The following is a 16,198-nucleotide window of genomic DNA, read 5'->3' as shown; positions in this document are numbered from 1 at the left end:
TTCGCGTCCGTGACCGTGTAGCCGAAGGTGTCCGTGCCGGAGAAGCCGTCCGCCGGGGTGACGGTGATCGAGCCGTCGGCGCCGAGGGTGACGGTGCTGTGCGCTCCGTCCGTGACGGCGGTGACGGTCAGGCCGACGCCGGAGTCGTTGCCGGTCAGGGCCCCCCGAGGTCACGACGAGCGACTGCCCCGCGACGGTGGTGAGCGTGTCGTCACCGGTGCTCGGCTTCACGGTGACGGTGACGAGGCCGGTCGCCGGGGTGCCGGAGCCGTCCGTCGCCGTGTACGTGAACGTGTCCTTGCCGGAGAAGCCGTCCGCGGGCGTGTACGTGTACGAGCCGTCGGCCGCGAGCGCGAGGGTGCCGTGCGCGGGCCGCTGGTCGACGGTCGCGGTCAGGTCGGAGCCGCGGTCGTTCGCCAGGACACCGGTCGCCTTCGGCACGGTCAGCGTCGACCCGGCCGTGACGGTGGCGCTGTCGCGCATCGCCATCGGTCCGACGAGGACGGTGATCGTCGCCGTGGTGGTCTGCCGGGAGGCGTCGGTCACCGTGTACGTGAGGGTCTCGGTCCCGGAGAACCCGGCTGCCGGCGTGTAGACGACGGAGCCGTCGGCTCCGAGCGTGGCGGTGCCGTGCGCGGCACCGGTCACCTTCGTGACCGTGAGGCCGGTGCCGGCGTCGTTCCCGAGGAGCGTGGCCGCGGCGATCGTGACGGTCTGGCCCGCCTTGCCGCCGGCGGTGTCGGCCGTCGCGACCGGGGTGACCGTGATCGTGACGACCACGGGGCCGGTGGTCTGCCCGGCGGCGTCGGTCACCGTGTAGGTGAAGGAGTCGGTGCCGGAGGAGCCGGCGACGGGCGAGTACTGCACGGTGCCGTCGGTCCCGACCGCGACCGTGCCGTGAGCCGGCTGGCTGACGACGGCGGTGGTGAGTCCGGTGCCGTGGTCGTTCGCCTGCACGTCGACGGTCACGGGCCGGTTCGCGGGGGGTGGTCGCGGCGTCGGCGGTGGCGGACGGTCGCACGGTGATCGTCACCGTGGCCGAGGTCGTCGCACCGGTGGCGTCCGTGGCGGTGTAGTCGAAGCGGTCGGTGCCGGAGAACCCGTCGGCGGGCGTGTAGGTGTAGGTGCCTGCGGCGGCGTCGAGCACCAGCGTGCCGTGTGCCGGGGTGCTCGAGGTCGCCACGCGGAGGCCGTCGCCGGCGTCGTTGCCGAGCACCCCGGTCGCGCGGGTGGTCGTGCTGACGGAGCTGCCGGCGTCCACCGTGGCGGTGTCGTCGACGGCCTTCGGGGCGACCCGGACGGTCACGGTGACGGTGTCGGACTTCCCGTTGCCGTCGACGACGGTCACGTCGAACCCGTCGGTGCCGGAGTAGCCCGGGGCCGGCGTGTAGGTGGTGGTGCCGTCCTTGGCGACCACGACGGTGCCGTGTGCGGGCGTGGTGGTCCCGGCGACGGTCAGGTCGGTGCCGAGGTCGTTGCCGAGCAGTCCGGGAGCGGCGACCGTGGTGGTCTCGCCCGCGGTCGCGCTGATGGTGTCGGCCTTCGCGGTCGGCAGGACGGTGATGCTGACGCTGCCGGTGATGGTCGCGCCGGCGCCGTCCTCCGCGGTGTAGGTGAAGGAGTCCGCGCCGGAGAACCGGGCGGTCGGCGTGTACACGTACGACCCGTCGGCGTCCACCGTCAGCGAGCCGTGCGCGGGGGGCGCTGTTGCCGGTGACGGTCAGGCGCGAGCCGCGGTCGTTCGCGAGGACGCCGTCGGCGGCGCCGGCCGTGGCGGTCGACCCGGCGTGCACGCTGAAGGCGTCGTCCACCGCGGTCGGCGTGACCGTGATGGTGACGGTGCTCGTCGAGCTCTGCCCGCCGCCGTCGGTCGCGGTGTAGTCGAACTGGTCCGTCCCGGAGAACCCGGCGGCCGGGGTGTACGCGAAGCTGCCGTCCGCCGCGGTCATCGTCAGGGTGCCGTGGGCCGGGTCGGTGTGCTTCGTGACCGTGAGGCCGGTGCCCGCGTCGTTCCGCAGGACGCCTGCGGCCGGGATGGTGAGCGCGGTGCCGACGGGGGGTCGAGTACGTGTCCGCCGTGGTGGTGGCGCGGACGAGCCGCATCCGGTTCGTGAAGGTCACGACGACGTCGGTGCCGTCGGAGCCCACGGCCTGCGGGAAGGTGAAGGCGGCGGTCGAGCCGGTGCCGGACGCCACGACGGTGCCGCTGTTGACGTCGACGGCCTTCCACGTGGTGTCGTAGTCCGCCAGGTCGGCGGTCCCGGCGGCCTTCTGGGTGACCGTGTACTTCTTGCCCGGCGTCGTGAGGATCGCGCCGGCCTTCTGGTCCTGCAGTCCGGTGGCGCTGCCGGTCGTGACGGTGGACGTGCCCTTGCTCGTCGCGGTGATGCCGTCGCCGGTGATGTCGAGGCCGAACTGGTCGCCCGTGTGCCAACGCTGGTCGACACTCGTGCGACCCGTGACCGTGTCGGCGTAGTTGCAGCTGGCGAGGTCGCTCGCACCGAAGTTCCCGGTGACCGGGAAGCTCCGGACCTGGGTGCCCGAGGTGGGGTCGAGCTGGTAGATGGTGGTCGTCGAGACGGTGCTCGTGCCGGTGCCGCTGGTGGTCGTGTTCGAGACGTAGAGGTAGCCGTCCGACGAGAACGCGATGCCGGGGCTGTTCGTGCCCGACGGCAGGGTCGCGATCTCGGTGGTGCCCAGGTCCGTCTGGCCGGGGGCCGTCGGGACGGCCTCCGTGTTGACCCGGTAGACCTTGTCCGCCGCGACGACGAAGAAGAGCCCCTGCGAGCTGAAGGCGAAGTCGCCGTTGCCGGACTTCAGGCCGGTGATCTGTCCGACCTGTCCGATGGCCTTCTTCGTCACGGGGTCGTACGCCAGGAGCGCGCCGGCGTTGTCGCCGTAGTAGTAGTAGCCCGTGACCGGGTTCACCGCGCCGCGGATGATCGTCCGGACCTTGTCGGTGGCGACCGGCGACGAGGCCGTCCCGGTCTTCGGGTCGTAGGACCGCAGCGTGGCGGTGGTGTTGTTGCCCGCGGCGTACATCGCGGTGCCCTCGCGTGCGATGCCGAGGCCGTTGTTCGCCCCGGTGCCGAGGTCGGCGACGTCCACGGTCGAGCCCTTGCTCGTGCCCTGCGTGCTGTCGATCGCGACGACCTTGCCTGCGCTGTTCGAGGCGTACAGCGTGTTCTGGTCGCAGACGAAGTGTCCGCCGTCCGTCGCCTGCACCGCGGCCGAGGCCGGAGCGGTGGTCGCGACGGTGGCCGCCGTGCTGAGCCCTGCGCCGACGAGCAGTGCGGCGCCGAGCATGGCGAGGGGGGCGGAGGCCGGACGTGCGGCGGGGCACGGCGGAGCCCTGGGGAGCAGGCAGCATGGGTCACTTTCGGGTCGAGACAGCGCGCCTGGCGCGTTCGAGGACCCGAGGGACTCGGGGAACGGCAGCCGACGCCGATCCCGATCCTGGCAGGAAGCTGAAGCCGTATGGGGACAAGCAGAGTCCCCAGTAGGGGGGGACCAGTGTCAGACGACGGGGTACACGCCCCCCGGACTGGGGACAGGACACCGGGCCCCCCGCGGGCCGGTTCTGGCCCTGCACCTCGTCCCCGCTCCGGCTCGCCTCCCCCGGCAACGTCGAAGCCCCGCCGGTGTTCCGGCGGGGCCTCGGTCATGCTGTTCCGGAGGTCAGGCCTCCGGGTGGTGCTTCGCTTCTGCGTGCTCCGTGTCGGGTTCGGTCAGTCGACCGGTCGGATGACGGACGGGAGCACGATGTGCAGGCGCTCGGCGAGACGCGACTGTGCGTCCTCCAGCGAGCGGAAGTCCCCGACGTACTGGCCGAACGTGTCGGACACGAAGTAGTGCCCGTCCCGCTTGTCGACCGTGCCACCGAAGTAGCCGCCGTAGTTGGCGGACCAGAGGCCGGTCTCGACCTCGGTCCACGTGAGCATGGCGCGGGAGGGAGTGTGGGCCACCTGGGCCTCGAGCACGGCGATCGTGTCGACGGTGTCCGTGTCGAGGGTCACCTCGACCTGGTGCGCGTCGTGGCTGATGATCGTCATGGCCCTGCTCCTTCACGTTCTGGGGTACATCTGCTTGCGGGATCAACGGTACGGGGGGACGTCCCCGCCCCACCAGCCAGCCCCGTGCATTCACGGGTTCTCCTGATCCGCGTCGGTATCGAGCCCCGGAAAACCGGGACAACACGTCACGTTTCCGGGGTACAGGGGACAAAGCGGGGTACTCGCGATCTGGACGAAACGCGGCGGACGTAGGCCGGGCCTCCCGTGCGGAGATCCGCCGGCCGGCGGACCCGGCCTGGAGGCCCGCCCCGGTAGCGTCACTCCCCGTGACCCCTGATCGACCGGACGACCGCGTGCACGACGTGCCGTCGGCGCCCGTCGGCCGCATGGCCGGGTCCGGCAACGCCCTGCGGCGCCACGGCAGCACGAGCGCGCACGCGACCGGGCGGAGCTGCAGCGTCGCCGGGGTGCTCGCCGTGGGCTACGGGGTGGCGGTGGTCCTCATCGGGTTCTGGGGCACCCCGGTCGACGCACGCGTGCAACCGCTGCTCGCCCGCGTGGTCGCCGCGGCACAACGACGCGGAGCGCCGAGCTGGTTCGGGTACGAGCTGTTCGAGTCCCTGGCCAACGTGGCGTTCTTCGTGCCGCTGGGACTGCTCGTCGTGCTGCTCGCCGGGGCCCGCTGGTGGTGGGCCGGCGCGGCGGCGGGGCTGCTCGTCGGCGCCGCCATCGAGACCGGCCAGGCGCTGTTCCTGCCGGCACGGTTCGCGACGATCGACGACGTGGTGGCGAACACGATGGGCGCCGTCGTCGGGGCGCTGCTCGGAGTCGTGCTGCTCGGGGTGGCCGCGCGGCGACGGCGCTGACGGCCGCTCGCGGCTCATCCACTCGAGGGCGGCTCAGCCTCTCCGCACGTGCCCCCCGCCTACGGTCGATGCATGGCCTCGAACAGCACCCCGATGGTGGAGCAGCACATCGCCGTCTTCGGCGGGAGTGGCAGCGGCAAGACCGTCCTGCTCTCGTCGTTCTACGGCTCCGCCCAGGAGCCGAGCGTCCGACGATCGAACCGGTTCGCCGTGACCGCCGAGGACCGTGCACAGGGCCGCACGCTGCACCGCAACTACCTGGGCATGCGCGACGGCGACACCGTGCCCAGCCCGACCCGGTTCGCCTCGACCTCGTACCGCTTCGTCATCGAGCCGTCGGCGGACTCCCTGCCGAAGGGCCGGTCGAGGCAGAAGGCGATGAAGCCCCTGCGGATCGTGTGGCACGACTACCCCGGCGAGTGGTTCGAGGAGGATCCGAGCTCCGCCGACGAGGCCGCGCGCCGGGTCGAGACCTTCCGGTCGCTCCTCAGCGCCGACGTCGCCGTGCTGCTCGTCGACGGGCAGCTCCTCGCCGAGCACACCGGCGAGGAAGAGCGCTACCTGAAGGCCCTGATCACCGACTTCCACACCGGGCTCTACGCCCTTCGTGACGACGTGCTCGAGGACGGCAAGCGGCTCACCCGCTTCCCGCGGATCTGGACCCTGGCGCTCTCCAAGGCGGACCTGCTGCCCGACATCGACGTCGAGGCGTTCCGGGAGCTCGTCATCGGCAAGGCCGGCGGGGAGCTCGACGAACTCCGCGACGTGCTGCAAAGCTTCGTGCAGGACCCGGACGCACTCGACGTCGGTGAGGACTTCCTGCTGCTGTCGTCGGCGAAGTTCGAGCCGGGGAACATCGACGTGACGACCCGCACCGGCGTGGACCTGCTCCTGCCCATCACCGCGATGCTGCCGTTCGAGCGCTTCGCGAAGTGGGCGACGACCCGGCAGCGCGGGGCGCAGGTAGCGGAGCAGCTGTTGAAGTTCGTCGGGCCCGTCGTCGGGTTCCTGGCGACCTCGCGCTACGGCAAGTCCCCGCTCGTCGGTGCGGCTGCGGGCTGGATCGGTGGCGGCATCGGTTCCCGGGCCGTCAGCTTCGCCACGAAGCGCGTCGCGAAGATCAAGGACGAGGCGGTGGCCGAGCAGGAGTTCACCTCTCGCGTGCTCGCACGCTTCGCCGAGGACCTGGACCGCGGGGTCGAGCAGCGCGTGCTGCGCCGGGGTGAGTCGTGAGCTTCATCTGGGCGACCCGGGGTCGCACGTGGGGCTTCCGGTTCCTGTCGACCGAGCAGCCAGGGCAGGACCCGCTTGCCCGCTACGAGCAGGCGTTCGACGGGGTGCGTGACGTGCCCGCCGTCGTCCGCCGTCGTTCCGGGATGCTCGCCGTGCGCTTCCCCGATCCTGAAGGGCGCCGGGACCGCTCCGGGCGGCCCATCCCCCCACGAGTTCGTGCTGACCCCGCCGCTCAGCGACTCGGTGCGGTCCGTCGATGACGCGGTCGCGCAGGTCTGGCCGCTCGTGCGGGAGCGGTACGCAGAGGTGTGGGAGTTGCCGAAGGCGCCCGCCGCTGTGTCCGACGTGTGACGGCCAGCCGAGAATCCTCCGCGTGCACCTACCAGGAGGCGCAGTGTCCGTCCGCCGGACACCTCACCGCCCTACGGTCGGCGTGTGAACCCGAATCGCAGACAGTACCGTCGTCCCTCCGCTTTCCCCTGGTGGCTCTGGGTGGTCGCGCCGCTCGCCGTCATCGGCGTCGTCGGCATCCTCCTCGTCGTGACGTGACGTAGCCCCCCTGGACACGACGAGACCCCCCGGAGCCTGACGGCTCCGGGGGGTCTCGCTCAGTGAGCTGTAGCTCAGACAGTCTCGCGCTGGCGACGGACCGAGCCGCGCACGACGAGCAGGCCGCCACCGAGGACGACGGCGCCACCGGCGACCCAGAGGGCCAGGGTGGAGACGGTCGAACCGGTGAAGGCGAGGGAACCGTTGGTGCCGTTGGCAGCCGTGCCCGTGCCGTTGCCAGCGCCAGCAGCAACGTCAGCCGGGGCGATGGTGAAGGACGCGACGCCGACGACACCGGAGGTGGCGCCCGTGGCGGTCAGGTTGTAGCTGCCCGAGCCGCCCACCGGGAGGGTGACGCGAACGGGGAGCGAGCCGTCGGCGCCGGCCGTGTAGGCCTTCGAGACGGTGGTCACGGGCAGGGCGCCGAGCGTGGCGTCGTTGACGCCGGCGCCGGTGATCTGGACGTTGACCGTCTCGTTGTTCTGGAAGGCGCCTTCGCTGAAGTTGATGACGACGATGCCACCGGCGACGTAGTTGCCAGAGATCGAGACGTCCGAGTCGGGAGCGTAGCCAGCTGCGTTGGCAGCGGCCGGAGTTGCGAGCAGTGCGGCGCCAGCCAGCACGACCGCGGCGATGAGCTTCTTCATGAAGTGGTTCCCCTAGTGATCTGATCCGACAGACCCTGATACCAGAGCCCTGCCTCCGCAGATGTCAATCCCCCCCCCCCCCGTGACCACAGACATGGCACGTGCGATTGGCGAAGTTCCCTCAATGTAGCGGATGTTCACAGAGTGTTGCCACCCTTCGTGCAACGAATTCGTGAACAGGGGCTGGGTCATCTCCCAGCGAGCAGGTGCTCGCGAACGCCTGTGCGTCGCGCACCTCATTCCCGAGACGGAGAACCCCAGGTCACGAGGGCCATGACGTTCACGACGCCCATCTCTTGTGGAGACCACGGCACCAGCTGTATCCGCTAGGAGCTTGCTCAGGCCAACCAGCACCCCCCGGATTGGGGGCACGATCGCCCGCGTAGTTCGGCGAAACGCCGTCTCACCATGCGAGGAGAGCGGTCATCGAGTGCCCTACAGTCCGCGCACTTGCCGCCGTCAGCCGACCGGGACCGGCTCGGCGCAGTCGAACTGCAGCGGCTCGACCTTGGTCTGACGGACGCCGGGCGTCGACTCCGCCTGCACTCCGGCCTTCGCGAACTTCGCCTCCCCCGAGGAACGCGACGCGGAAGGTCGTGCTCTGGCCCGGCGCGAGCAGCGTCTGGATCTGCGCCACCGGATGCTCGCCGTCCGTCGCGGTCTGCAGGGCCGCGCCCTTGCCGTCCTGCGAAGCCCCGAGGTAGATGCCGTTCTTGGGAGCGTAAACCGCAACGAGCGTCTTGATCTTGCCGGGTTCGGTGCCGAAGTCGCCGCCACCGGTGACGTAACGCGGAAGGCTCGTTGCAGCGTCGGCGGGTGCCGTGTTCTTCAGCGTCACCTCGACGACAGAAGTCGGACGGCCGTCCTTCCGACAAACTGAGCTTCCGACCGAAACCTTCTTGTCGAGGTAGTAGTCCATCTTCGCGGCGGTGCCGTCGTTGAGGTAGACGCCGAACTCGCGTGTCTCCGCCGACGCGGTCGGCAGGGTGCCGGCAACCGCAGTACCAGCGATCTGCTTCTGCTCCGCTTCGTCCGCGCTCCAGAGCCGGAGTCGCCCGTCCTTCGTGCCGTCGGTCAACGCGCCGATGAACGCCTTGGTGTCGAAGCCACCGCTCGACACCTTCTCGAAGACCGCGCTCGCCGCCGACGCGAAGAAGGCATCCTGCACCGCCGGGTCCGGGTACTTGGCGTAGACGTCGCTGAGCAGGAGCTTCGCTGCGTTGTCCGACGTGAGCGTGTCCCCGGTCGGCAGCTGCACCGGACCGGTCGCCCGGAGGATGTAGCCGAGCGTGACGGGGTCGATCGCCAGGACACCATCCACCTGCTGCCCGAACTTCTGCTTCCACATCTCCCGGGCGAGCGCACCCGTGACGTCGAAGCGCGGCGTGAGGTTGACGTCCTGCATGTACCGCCCGGTGATGTCGCCGTACAGGCTCGTTGTTTCTGGAGACAGCGGCAGAACCGGCTTTTCGTAGGGCCCGAAGGACGAACCCGCAGCCTGGTTGCCGAGGCTGATCGCCCCGTCCTTCACCTGCAGCAGGGCGACGGCTCCCGGGATCCCCCCCACCGGCACGCAGTTCGGCGTTGTTCTGGAAGAGCAGGACGTAGTCACGGTCGCCGTCGTGTCCGAGCATGGCCGGCGCGAGCTGAACGACCTTGTTAGCTGTGGCAGCCTGCTGCGAGACGGGCTCAAGAGCATTCCGCAACCGGTTGACCGCAGAAGTCACAGGCGAGAGCGTCGAACCAGTGTCAATTGCGTCCGCCCTCGTAGAGGCCACCTGCAGGGACTTGGTCACCTCCCCGATCAACGGCTGCACATCGATGAGGCGCTGCAGGTCAATCCGCCCGTCCTTCGGTGCGAAAGCGTCTCCACCGATATCTCCGACAATCCCAACGGCCGGCTGCACTGTCCCTGTCGCCACGTCATCCACGACTGCCGCGATCTCGCGCACCGCTCGGAGGTTCGAGCCGAAGAACGGAGTTTGCTGCGCAGCACTCCAAATCGGGTCAGCAGTCAATCTCCGCGCCGATGACGCATGGTCTACCAACTGCTCTGCTGTTCGCCGCGTGGCGGCATCATCCCCCCCTCAGCAATCTCAGAGCGGAGCGAGCTTACGAGCGCGACCGATTGCTCAAGGTGGCGCTTTGCGAGCAGTCCCCTTGCGCCTACCCAGGCGACAGCGAAGATCAGCAGCAAGACGAGCGCAAGGACGATCCACAGCACGATCCGGGCCCTGAACCCACGTCGTGCAGCAGTGCGTCGCGACTCGGGCAGGTCGGACATGTGGCAATCCTAGGGTTGGTGAAGCCGGTACTGACCCTCGAGCCCACAAAGTCGCGCAGGATCAGGGCGCGGGTACGTCGAGTTAGGCGCCCTCGGCCGAACGGCTGTCGTCGGCCTTCGACACTTCGGCTAACACGGTGAACACCTGCTGTCGGCGAGAAGGTCCGCGAGGCCAAGGGCACCCCCCAGGTCAGCCGTGGCGACTGACAAGCGCGCAGTGAGGGATCCTCCGAACAGGCCCTAGGGTGTAGATACTCATTGGGACACTAGAGCGGAGAGCGCCGTGCCTTCAGTCGCCATCATCGGCACACGCGGCTACCCGAGCTACTACGGCGGGTTCGAGACGGCTGTGCGACGCATCGCACCGTACTTGGTCGACGCAGGATGGTCCGTCACGGCCTACGGCCGTAAGGGCGCGGTCGCTGAGAGCGACCCCGACCGCGACCGTCGGGTGATCAGCAGGTACACAAGAGGCGTGAACTCGAAGTCTTTGAGCACGCTCTCGTTCGGGGCGACTGCTTCCGCGGCTACGCTGCTCAAGAAGCCTGACGTCGCCCTCGTCATGAACGTTGCGAACGGATACTTCTTGCCAGCGCTCAAAGCGCGCGGCATCCCTACCCTGCTCAATGTCGACGGCATCGAGTGGGACAGAGCAAAGTGGAATCGAGCAGCTAAGGCTGTCTTCCGAGGCGGAGCACGGATGTCTGCTCGCTGGGCCGACAACCTCGTGTTCGATGCGCGAGAGATCGCCCGTCGCTGGGAAGTGGACTTCGACGTCAGTGGAACGTTCATCCCCTACGGTGGAGACCCTCACGACGAGCTTCCGCTCCAACCAGGATTACAACACCGCGGATACGTCCTCTACGTGGCGCGGTTCGTACCCGAGAACAGTGTGAACGAGTTCTTTGCAGCGGCCCGAACGATAGCGGAGCGTTGGCCCGTGGTGATCGTCGGAAGCGATGGTTTCAACGGGACTCTCGACCAGGTCGCATCCGAACTCGCGTCTTCTTCACCCAACATCCACTGGCTCGGGCACGTGAGCAGCGATGACCGACTTAAGTCCCTTTGGCAGCACAGCGGAGTGTACTTTCACGGTCATAGCGTAGGCGGAACGAATCCCGCCCTCGTTCAGGCGATGGCTAGCGGCGCTCCCGTCGTCGCACGAAACACCGTGTACAACCGTGAGGTGCTCGGGGACGCCGGCCAATTTACAGAGTTGGATTCGAGGCGTATGGCAGAAGCTATATCCAACCTGATGGCCTCCGAGGACAAGGATCAACTGGGACTGAAAGCAGTTGCAAGGGCGAGGGCGGCGTACAGCTGGGAATCTGTGTGCGCCCGATACGAAGCGGCGCTGACAGCCTTACTGCGAAAGTGACGCGATTCGACTCATCACGCAAGCACCCCGATCGCCCCCCGTTCGCACTTCTCTCAATCGGACTACATCAGCTTGGCGCGACGGAATCAGGAGCGGGGCAATGAAGAACAACATCGGTGCCGTCGTCGTGCATCACAAACACTACGACACAGTCGGAGCCGTTGTTTCGAGTTTGTTGGGTGAAGGCATACTTGCGGCCAATGTGGTCGTCATCGACAACAGCGAGGAACCAGAGCAGTTGGAGTCGCTCCGCGCGTCGCTCGTTGCTGGTGTAACGCTCATTGCCGTAGAGAACAAAGGCTATGGAGCGGCGGTCAACCTGGGCGTCCAGACACTGGCCGAGGCGCGCCGCTTTGACTACATTCTGGTCGCGACGCACGAGGTCGTCATAGAGAAGGGCGCCGTCGCCAAACTCGCTTCCGCCCTCGACAACGACCCAACGGTGGGGGGCCGCTGGTCCCGTTCTAACCGTGGAAGCAGACGGCAAAGCGCTGATTTGGTCCTCCGGCGGAAGATTCGCAGCGGTGAGCGGGATCCCACAGCATCATGACCACAAGACCAGCTACGCCGAATTCGCCCGACGGACGTTCCCTGCGACCCTCGATCGCAGCTGGTTGGATGGCGCTTTCGTTCTCTACCGCGCTGATCCGCTTGTGCATCACAGGATCAACGAACTATTCTTCATGTACATCGAGGAAGTAGAGTTACACGAACGATTGCGTCGTGACGGCTTAAGGGTAGTTGTCGTTCCCGAAGCACGAGTGGAACAAAGCTCGAATGGAACACCCATCTACTACTTTAGTCGCAACTTGATCGTCCTTCATCGACTACTTGGCCACCGCTGGCGAATCGCCCTCGTTCCCGCACTAGTCTGTCGATCGACACTCGCTCAGGTCGTCCGGAAGAGATCACTCCAGCCGATAGCCTCTGCGCTCAGCGGTACGCTCGATGGCCTCAGGGCTCGTATCTAAGGATCAAGATGAAGACCCTCATCATCAATCCACTCGGCGCAGCCTTGAAGCATTACACAGCAGAACTCGTGAGTGTCCTCGATGCCTCCGGTGCGGAAATCGATCTGGTCGAATTCCCTGAACCCTCCGCTGGAGGCGGCACCCGCCTCGACTGGCTGAAACACCATCTCGCGGCACTGTGGTCAACTCGAATCCACGATCGCAAGCTGGAGACGGAACGAAAGTGCATCATAACCTGGCCTACGCTTGGCTATTTGGACACATTGTTGGCTGCCCTGATCGCCCCTAAGGCGTGGATCGTCATCCACGACCCGGTTCCGCTGGTTCAGTCGGTAGGGTCCGGGAAATTAGGCCAACTCGCACTGCGATCCATTGGCAATCGCGCCCGCATCATCGTGCACAGCGAGCAAGCAGCTCAAGCGGTTGAGGCGGTCTCGCCGAGCGCTAGAGTCGTTCGCCTACCGCACCCGATCCTTCCTCCGCAGACCCGGGGCCCGCGTGTCCGCGCCACGCGTCCGACTGTGCGTGTGCTTGGGCAGTACAAGGCCGACCGCGATACCGACCTCATGACCGCCATCGCTCGCGATTTCCCGGATGCCGACTTTACGGTGACGGGCCGCGGCTGGCCACCAGTGACCGGCTGGCAGATCGATAGCCGCTTTGTAAGCGAGGCCGAGATGGAAGAGTTGATCTCCTCCGCCTGGACGGTACTCATTCCGTACCGAAGGTTCTATCAAAGCGGTATAGCTGTTCGCTGTCTCGAACTCGGCACTCCCGTTGTGGGCCCGGCGGACAGTTCCCTTTCTGCGCTGCTCAGGAGCGCGCCTTCGCTCCTGGCGGGATCTCGACACGAGGAATGGGTGCGTGCAGTGCAAAGCGGTCTCGACATGCCGCGGGAGGCCATCCTCGAACTCGGGGTTTCGGAACGGAATACGACCGTCGCTAAATGGAATGCACACATGAGTGCGCGGGATTGATGCTCAGGCACCTCGGGTCGCATTACTCGCATTACCCTCGGCGAGCGATTAGGACCAGCGGAGGACAACTGGCCCGGAGAGAATGATTGAACGGCCCGCGCCATACCATCAGTAACAACGGATTGTGTGGGCAGTAGGCAACACAACGGGTAGAGGCCTGGCGGAGCGCGGAAGCGCAGGGTGCGCCCGTCGCGATCGCACGACGCTGGACACGGGCAGCGCATCCCGCCGCCGTCCAACCGGCGCGACTGCAGCTCTAGGCGGCGGCTAACACGGGGCGAAGTTCCGCTGGCGTCTGTTGGCTTCGCTTTGGTCCGCGAGCGAGTCTCGGGACGAGGGGCGCCGATCGGAGCGCAAGGGAGACCAGTGATGTGCCAGGATGAGCACCATGGGGGGATCAAACCACCGCCGCTCGCATCGCACAAGAACTGAAGAACAGGGTGGGCTTCCACACTGCTGCAGTCGTCGCGGCTGTCGCGGTCTTAACACTCACGGTCCTGGTAGGTCCGCTGATCGCCCTGATCGTTGTGGCAGTCGTCGTCGTCTTGCTGGTTCTCGCAGCTCGTCCGCACTGGTCGATCTACGCCACGATCTTCCTTGGGTTGACGACTTTCCCCGCGTTCATCCCGTACCAGTTTCAGATCGGTCCGACAACGATCTTCTCGTACGAACCAGCGCTCATCATCGCCGCTGCTTGGGCGTTCCTCGGGCGCAAGCCAGCCAGCGGCGTGCTCTTGCGGGTGTCCCTGCTCGTAGTCATCGTTGTCGCCTGGGGCGCCGCCGGCGTTATACAGCGATACCCAGGAATCGAAGTCATCGGCGACGCACGAGGGCTCATCAATGTCGCGCTGTGTGCGGTCGTCGCGGCAGTGGTGTTCGGAAGCTCACTAATTACGCCAGTACTCCGGGCTCTGCTCGTTAGCCTTTGGATTTCTGCCGCGGTGACGCTGGTGTCATCCGTCTCCGGGCTTTCAGTGGTCGGCCGCAGCGAGGACGCAGGCCTGGTCTTCATCAATGGTGTCAGCACGTCGAGTAGCGCCACCCGGCTTCTCACCCCGGCGTCGGAGGTTGCGGTGCTGGTGGTTTGCGCGTGCGTCGCGCTGTTCATGATGGGCCGCTTCCGTCTCGCGCTTCCATTCTTTGTGCCAGCACTTCTCATAACTGGCTTGGGTTTCTCCCGGAACAGCGTGCTTGCGATTGCGGCTGCCGCTCTCTTCGCTCTGCTGCTGGCTGGCAACAAGCGTAGCTTCGCAGCCGTGCTGAAACTGTTGCTGGCAATCGCCGCGGTATCCGGACTGGTTGCACTCGGTGCAGCTGCGGGGCTGCCGGGCACGACGTACATCGTCACGCAGGTGCAGGGCTTCGTTACTCGCGTGGTCGAAGGGCTCGGCTCAACGGCCATCAGTCTCGACTCCTCCGCCATCGCTCGGGAGAGCGAGAACCGCTACGCCCTCCAGGCGATCCAAAACGCGCCTGTCTTCGGGCACGGCCTCGGATTTGCATACCGCCCGCCCTACGGACCGGTCGGCTCCTTCTCGGCCACAAAGGGGCAGTTCTACGCTCACAACTTCTACCTATGGACACTAGTCAAGGCCGGCGCCGTCGGGCTCCTGATATTCCTGTTGGCGGTTCTGGTGCCCGTCGTGGCTGTAGCGAAGGGACGATCTCGGGTTGGCATAATGCTCTCCTCAACCGGTCTCGGCCTTCTCGCCTCGCTGGCGTTCGCCCCCCTTCGTCAACGATCCCGACAACGGGGGGCAGTCTCGCAGTAGGTGTGATAATCGGTGCCGTGTACGGCTGCGTAGTCCGCGGACGGGAAGCGGGCGTACGAACGATCGAGATAGGCGATGAAGCATCGCAACTCCAGTCAGTCCGTGCTGGCCTGTAGCCGCCGTGCTAACTTCTCCATTGTGTTGACAGGTAACCGAGCCCAGTTCAAATTCGCCGATGGGCTTCGGGCGGTCGCCGCAATTGGTGTCGCTCTATTCCACACCTACACGTACACGGGACTCTCCGAGCAGAACCAGCAATTACCCGTCTTCTTCAAGATCCTGAACCTCGGAGACTTCGCCGTCGCCGTCTTCATTGTACTTTCCGGCTTTGTACTGATGCTGCCCGTCGCGAGGACGGCAAGATTCACCGTACGAGGCGGCATCGGGCAGTTCCTGACGCGCCGCGCTCGACGCATCCTACCGCCCTACTACGCAGCCATAGTGGCTTTTTTGATCGCGATCCTCATCATCCCGGGGCTGAACGAGAAAACTGGGACCGCCTGGGATTCGAAGGTCCCGGTGAGCATCGATGGCATCATTTCCCATGCGCTGATGCTCCACAATCTATCTCCCACTTGGGTGTACCAGATCGACGGACCCGCATGGTCTGTGGCGACAGAATGGCAGATCTACTTTGCGATGCCGTTGCTTCTTCTCCCAGTATGGCGCCACTTCGGTGGACGCGTCGCCGTGGTCCTTGCGATCCTCATCGGCTGGGCCGTGCACTTTCTCCTCCCCCCAAGTCGACGCGGCGCACTACTGGTTCCTCGGGCTGTTTGCGCTGGGCATGGCGGCGGGTTCGCACGCGTACCGCGGCACGGTCCGGGTGCGTGGCTCATACGTCGTAGCGGCAATGCTCGTCACGCTCTTGCCTGCTGCTGCAGCCTTTGGCGCCATGCACCGGTTCGCATGGCTCAGTGAGACGGCCGTCGGCGCGGCGGTTGCGCTCCTCTTGACATGGCTGGCCCAGCGGACCGTTGACGGTGAGCAGACAAGGGTGCACCGGATGCTCGAGTGGCGCCCCCCTGGTTCAGGCTGGCAACTGGTCTTACAGCCTGTACCTGATACACAGTCCGATCATCGGGATCACTAATATGATCCTGCTACCGATTCATATGCCCCTCGTCGTCCGGTTCGCTTTGTTGGCTTGTATTGCACTCCCGATTGCCGGACTCGCCAGCTACGCATTCCATTGCCTGGTTGAGAGACGATTTATGACCAGCCACCAGCAGAGCCTTCGTACCGCTGGGCACGTTTGACGGACGGGTCGTCGATTTGACGGAGGGCGTCGTCGACCCAATGCCGTTCATCCGGACCCGGCGCTGGCATCTACGGTTCCCACATGCCGTTCACCGCACAGCGATTCGGATCGAGTTCGCAACGCATCGATTCCTCCCAGGCGGGTGCTGGAGCGGACCGAGCGGTTACGGAGTAGAAGGTTTCGTTGATATGCCCGAGAGTCTGCATATGACTGAACCACCGATTAGGGCATGCGTATCGCAATTGCA

Annotated in this window: 12 protein-coding genes and 5 pseudogenes; 8 read left to right on the top strand and 9 right to left on the bottom strand. The window is 66.4% G+C overall.

Features of this window, described 5'->3' with window-relative positions; translation table 11 throughout:
- Positions 1-23 precede the first annotated feature (23 nt).
- The 6 genes and pseudogenes from DEJ15_RS17830 to DEJ15_RS05215 all read right to left on the bottom strand — a co-directional run.
- Positions 24-131 (bottom strand): annotated as a pseudogene (locus DEJ15_RS17830) (Ig-like domain-containing protein); the annotation flags it as partial.
- Between the two features lie 103 nt (positions 132-234).
- Positions 235-969 (bottom strand): annotated as a pseudogene (locus tag DEJ15_RS17825) (Ig-like domain-containing protein); the annotation flags it as partial.
- Positions 970-1,051: 82 nt separating this feature from the next.
- A pseudogene (locus tag DEJ15_RS17820) lies at positions 1,052-1,657 on the bottom strand (Ig-like domain-containing protein); the annotation flags it as partial.
- A 220-nt stretch (positions 1,658-1,877) separates the two neighbouring features.
- Positions 1,878-2,018: pseudogene (locus tag DEJ15_RS17815) on the bottom strand (Ig-like domain-containing protein); the annotation flags it as partial.
- Positions 2,019-2,115: 97 nt separating this feature from the next.
- A pseudogene (locus DEJ15_RS17810) lies at positions 2,116-3,042 on the bottom strand (hypothetical protein); the annotation flags it as partial.
- A 686-nt stretch (positions 3,043-3,728) separates the two neighbouring features.
- Positions 3,729-4,052, bottom strand: coding sequence for a hypothetical protein (locus tag DEJ15_RS05215; protein WP_110823478.1), 324 nt, complete (start codon positions 4,050-4,052; stop codon positions 3,729-3,731).
- Positions 4,053-4,366: 314 nt separating this feature from the next.
- Between DEJ15_RS05215 and DEJ15_RS05210 the strand changes: the two genes are divergently transcribed.
- From DEJ15_RS05210 to DEJ15_RS05200, 3 genes are all read left to right on the top strand, one after another.
- On the top strand, positions 4,367-4,879 hold the full coding sequence (locus tag DEJ15_RS05210; RefSeq protein WP_284175774.1) for a VanZ family protein: 513 nt from the start codon (positions 4,367-4,369) through the stop codon (positions 4,877-4,879).
- Between the two features lie 72 nt (positions 4,880-4,951).
- Positions 4,952-6,112, top strand: a complete 1,161-nt coding sequence (locus tag DEJ15_RS05205; RefSeq protein WP_258365778.1) for an ATP/GTP-binding protein — start codon at positions 4,952-4,954, stop codon at positions 6,110-6,112.
- A complete protein-coding gene (locus DEJ15_RS05200) occupies positions 6,109-6,372 on the top strand; it encodes a hypothetical protein (protein WP_284175772.1) in 264 nt (87 codons plus the stop codon). The genes DEJ15_RS05205 and DEJ15_RS05200 overlap by 4 nt, the downstream gene beginning before the upstream one ends.
- 363 nt (positions 6,373-6,735) lie before the next feature.
- Here the strand turns inward: DEJ15_RS05200 and DEJ15_RS05195 are convergent, their stop codons facing one another.
- From DEJ15_RS05195 to DEJ15_RS05185, 3 genes are all read right to left on the bottom strand, one after another.
- A complete protein-coding gene (locus DEJ15_RS05195; protein ID WP_110823476.1) occupies positions 6,736-7,308 on the bottom strand; it encodes a sortase in 573 nt (190 codons plus the stop codon).
- A gap of 403 nt (positions 7,309-7,711) precedes the next feature.
- Positions 7,712-8,875 (bottom strand): DUF4012 domain-containing protein, encoded by a 1,164-nt coding sequence (locus DEJ15_RS05190; protein ID WP_284175770.1) that lies wholly within the window; start codon positions 8,873-8,875, stop codon positions 7,712-7,714.
- Positions 8,876-9,349: 474 nt separating this feature from the next.
- A complete protein-coding gene (locus DEJ15_RS05185; RefSeq protein ID WP_284175769.1) occupies positions 9,350-9,592 on the bottom strand; it encodes a hypothetical protein in 243 nt (80 codons plus the stop codon).
- Between the two features lie 283 nt (positions 9,593-9,875).
- Between DEJ15_RS05185 and DEJ15_RS05180 the strand changes: the two genes are divergently transcribed.
- From DEJ15_RS05180 to DEJ15_RS05160, 5 genes are all read left to right on the top strand, one after another.
- Positions 9,876-10,970, top strand: a complete 1,095-nt coding sequence (locus DEJ15_RS05180) for a glycosyltransferase (protein ID WP_110823474.1) — start codon at positions 9,876-9,878, stop codon at positions 10,968-10,970.
- A 100-nt stretch (positions 10,971-11,070) separates the two neighbouring features.
- Entirely contained in the window at positions 11,071-11,520 is a 450-nt protein-coding gene (locus tag DEJ15_RS05175) for a glycosyltransferase family 2 protein (protein WP_284175767.1), read from the top strand.
- 429 nt (positions 11,521-11,949) lie between these two features.
- On the top strand, positions 11,950-12,918 hold the full coding sequence (locus DEJ15_RS05170; protein WP_146232788.1) for a glycosyltransferase: 969 nt from the start codon (positions 11,950-11,952) through the stop codon (positions 12,916-12,918).
- A 440-nt stretch (positions 12,919-13,358) separates the two neighbouring features.
- Positions 13,359-14,690, top strand: a complete 1,332-nt coding sequence (locus DEJ15_RS05165; protein ID WP_284175764.1) for an O-antigen ligase family protein — start codon at positions 13,359-13,361, stop codon at positions 14,688-14,690.
- A 75-nt stretch (positions 14,691-14,765) separates the two neighbouring features.
- Positions 14,766-15,611: an acyltransferase family protein gene (locus DEJ15_RS05160; protein ID WP_284175763.1), complete on the top strand. Its 846-nt coding sequence runs from the start codon at positions 14,766-14,768 to the stop codon at positions 15,609-15,611.
- Positions 15,612-16,198 lie beyond the last annotated feature (587 nt).

Source organism: Curtobacterium sp. MCJR17_043 (assembly GCF_003224315.2).
GTDB lineage: Bacteria > Actinomycetota > Actinomycetes > Actinomycetales > Microbacteriaceae > Curtobacterium.
The sequence above is the reverse complement of the archived record's forward strand: the minus strand, read 5'-3'. Positions and strand labels throughout refer to the sequence as shown.

Bases quoted from the DNA above. Each gene is read 5' to 3' on its own strand.
- DEJ15_RS05205 (WP_258365778.1), top strand. From the start codon at position 4,952: ATGGCCTCGAACAGCACCCCGATGGTGGAGCAGCACATCGCCGTCTTC.
- DEJ15_RS05175 (WP_284175767.1), top strand. From the start codon at position 11,071: ATGAAGAACAACATCGGTGCCGTCGTCGTGCATCACAAACACTACGAC.
- DEJ15_RS05195 (WP_110823476.1), bottom strand. From the start codon at position 7,308: ATGAAGAAGCTCATCGCCGCGGTCGTGCTGGCTGGCGCCGCACTGCTC.
- DEJ15_RS05185 (WP_284175769.1), bottom strand. From the start codon at position 9,592: ATGTCCGACCTGCCCGAGTCGCGACGCACTGCTGCACGACGTGGGTTC.
- DEJ15_RS05170 (WP_146232788.1), top strand. From the start codon at position 11,950: ATGAAGACCCTCATCATCAATCCACTCGGCGCAGCCTTGAAGCATTAC.
- DEJ15_RS05215 (WP_110823478.1), bottom strand. From the start codon at position 4,052: ATGACGATCATCAGCCACGACGCGCACCAGGTCGAGGTGACCCTCGAC.
- DEJ15_RS05160 (WP_284175763.1), top strand. From the start codon at position 14,766: ATGAAGCATCGCAACTCCAGTCAGTCCGTGCTGGCCTGTAGCCGCCGT.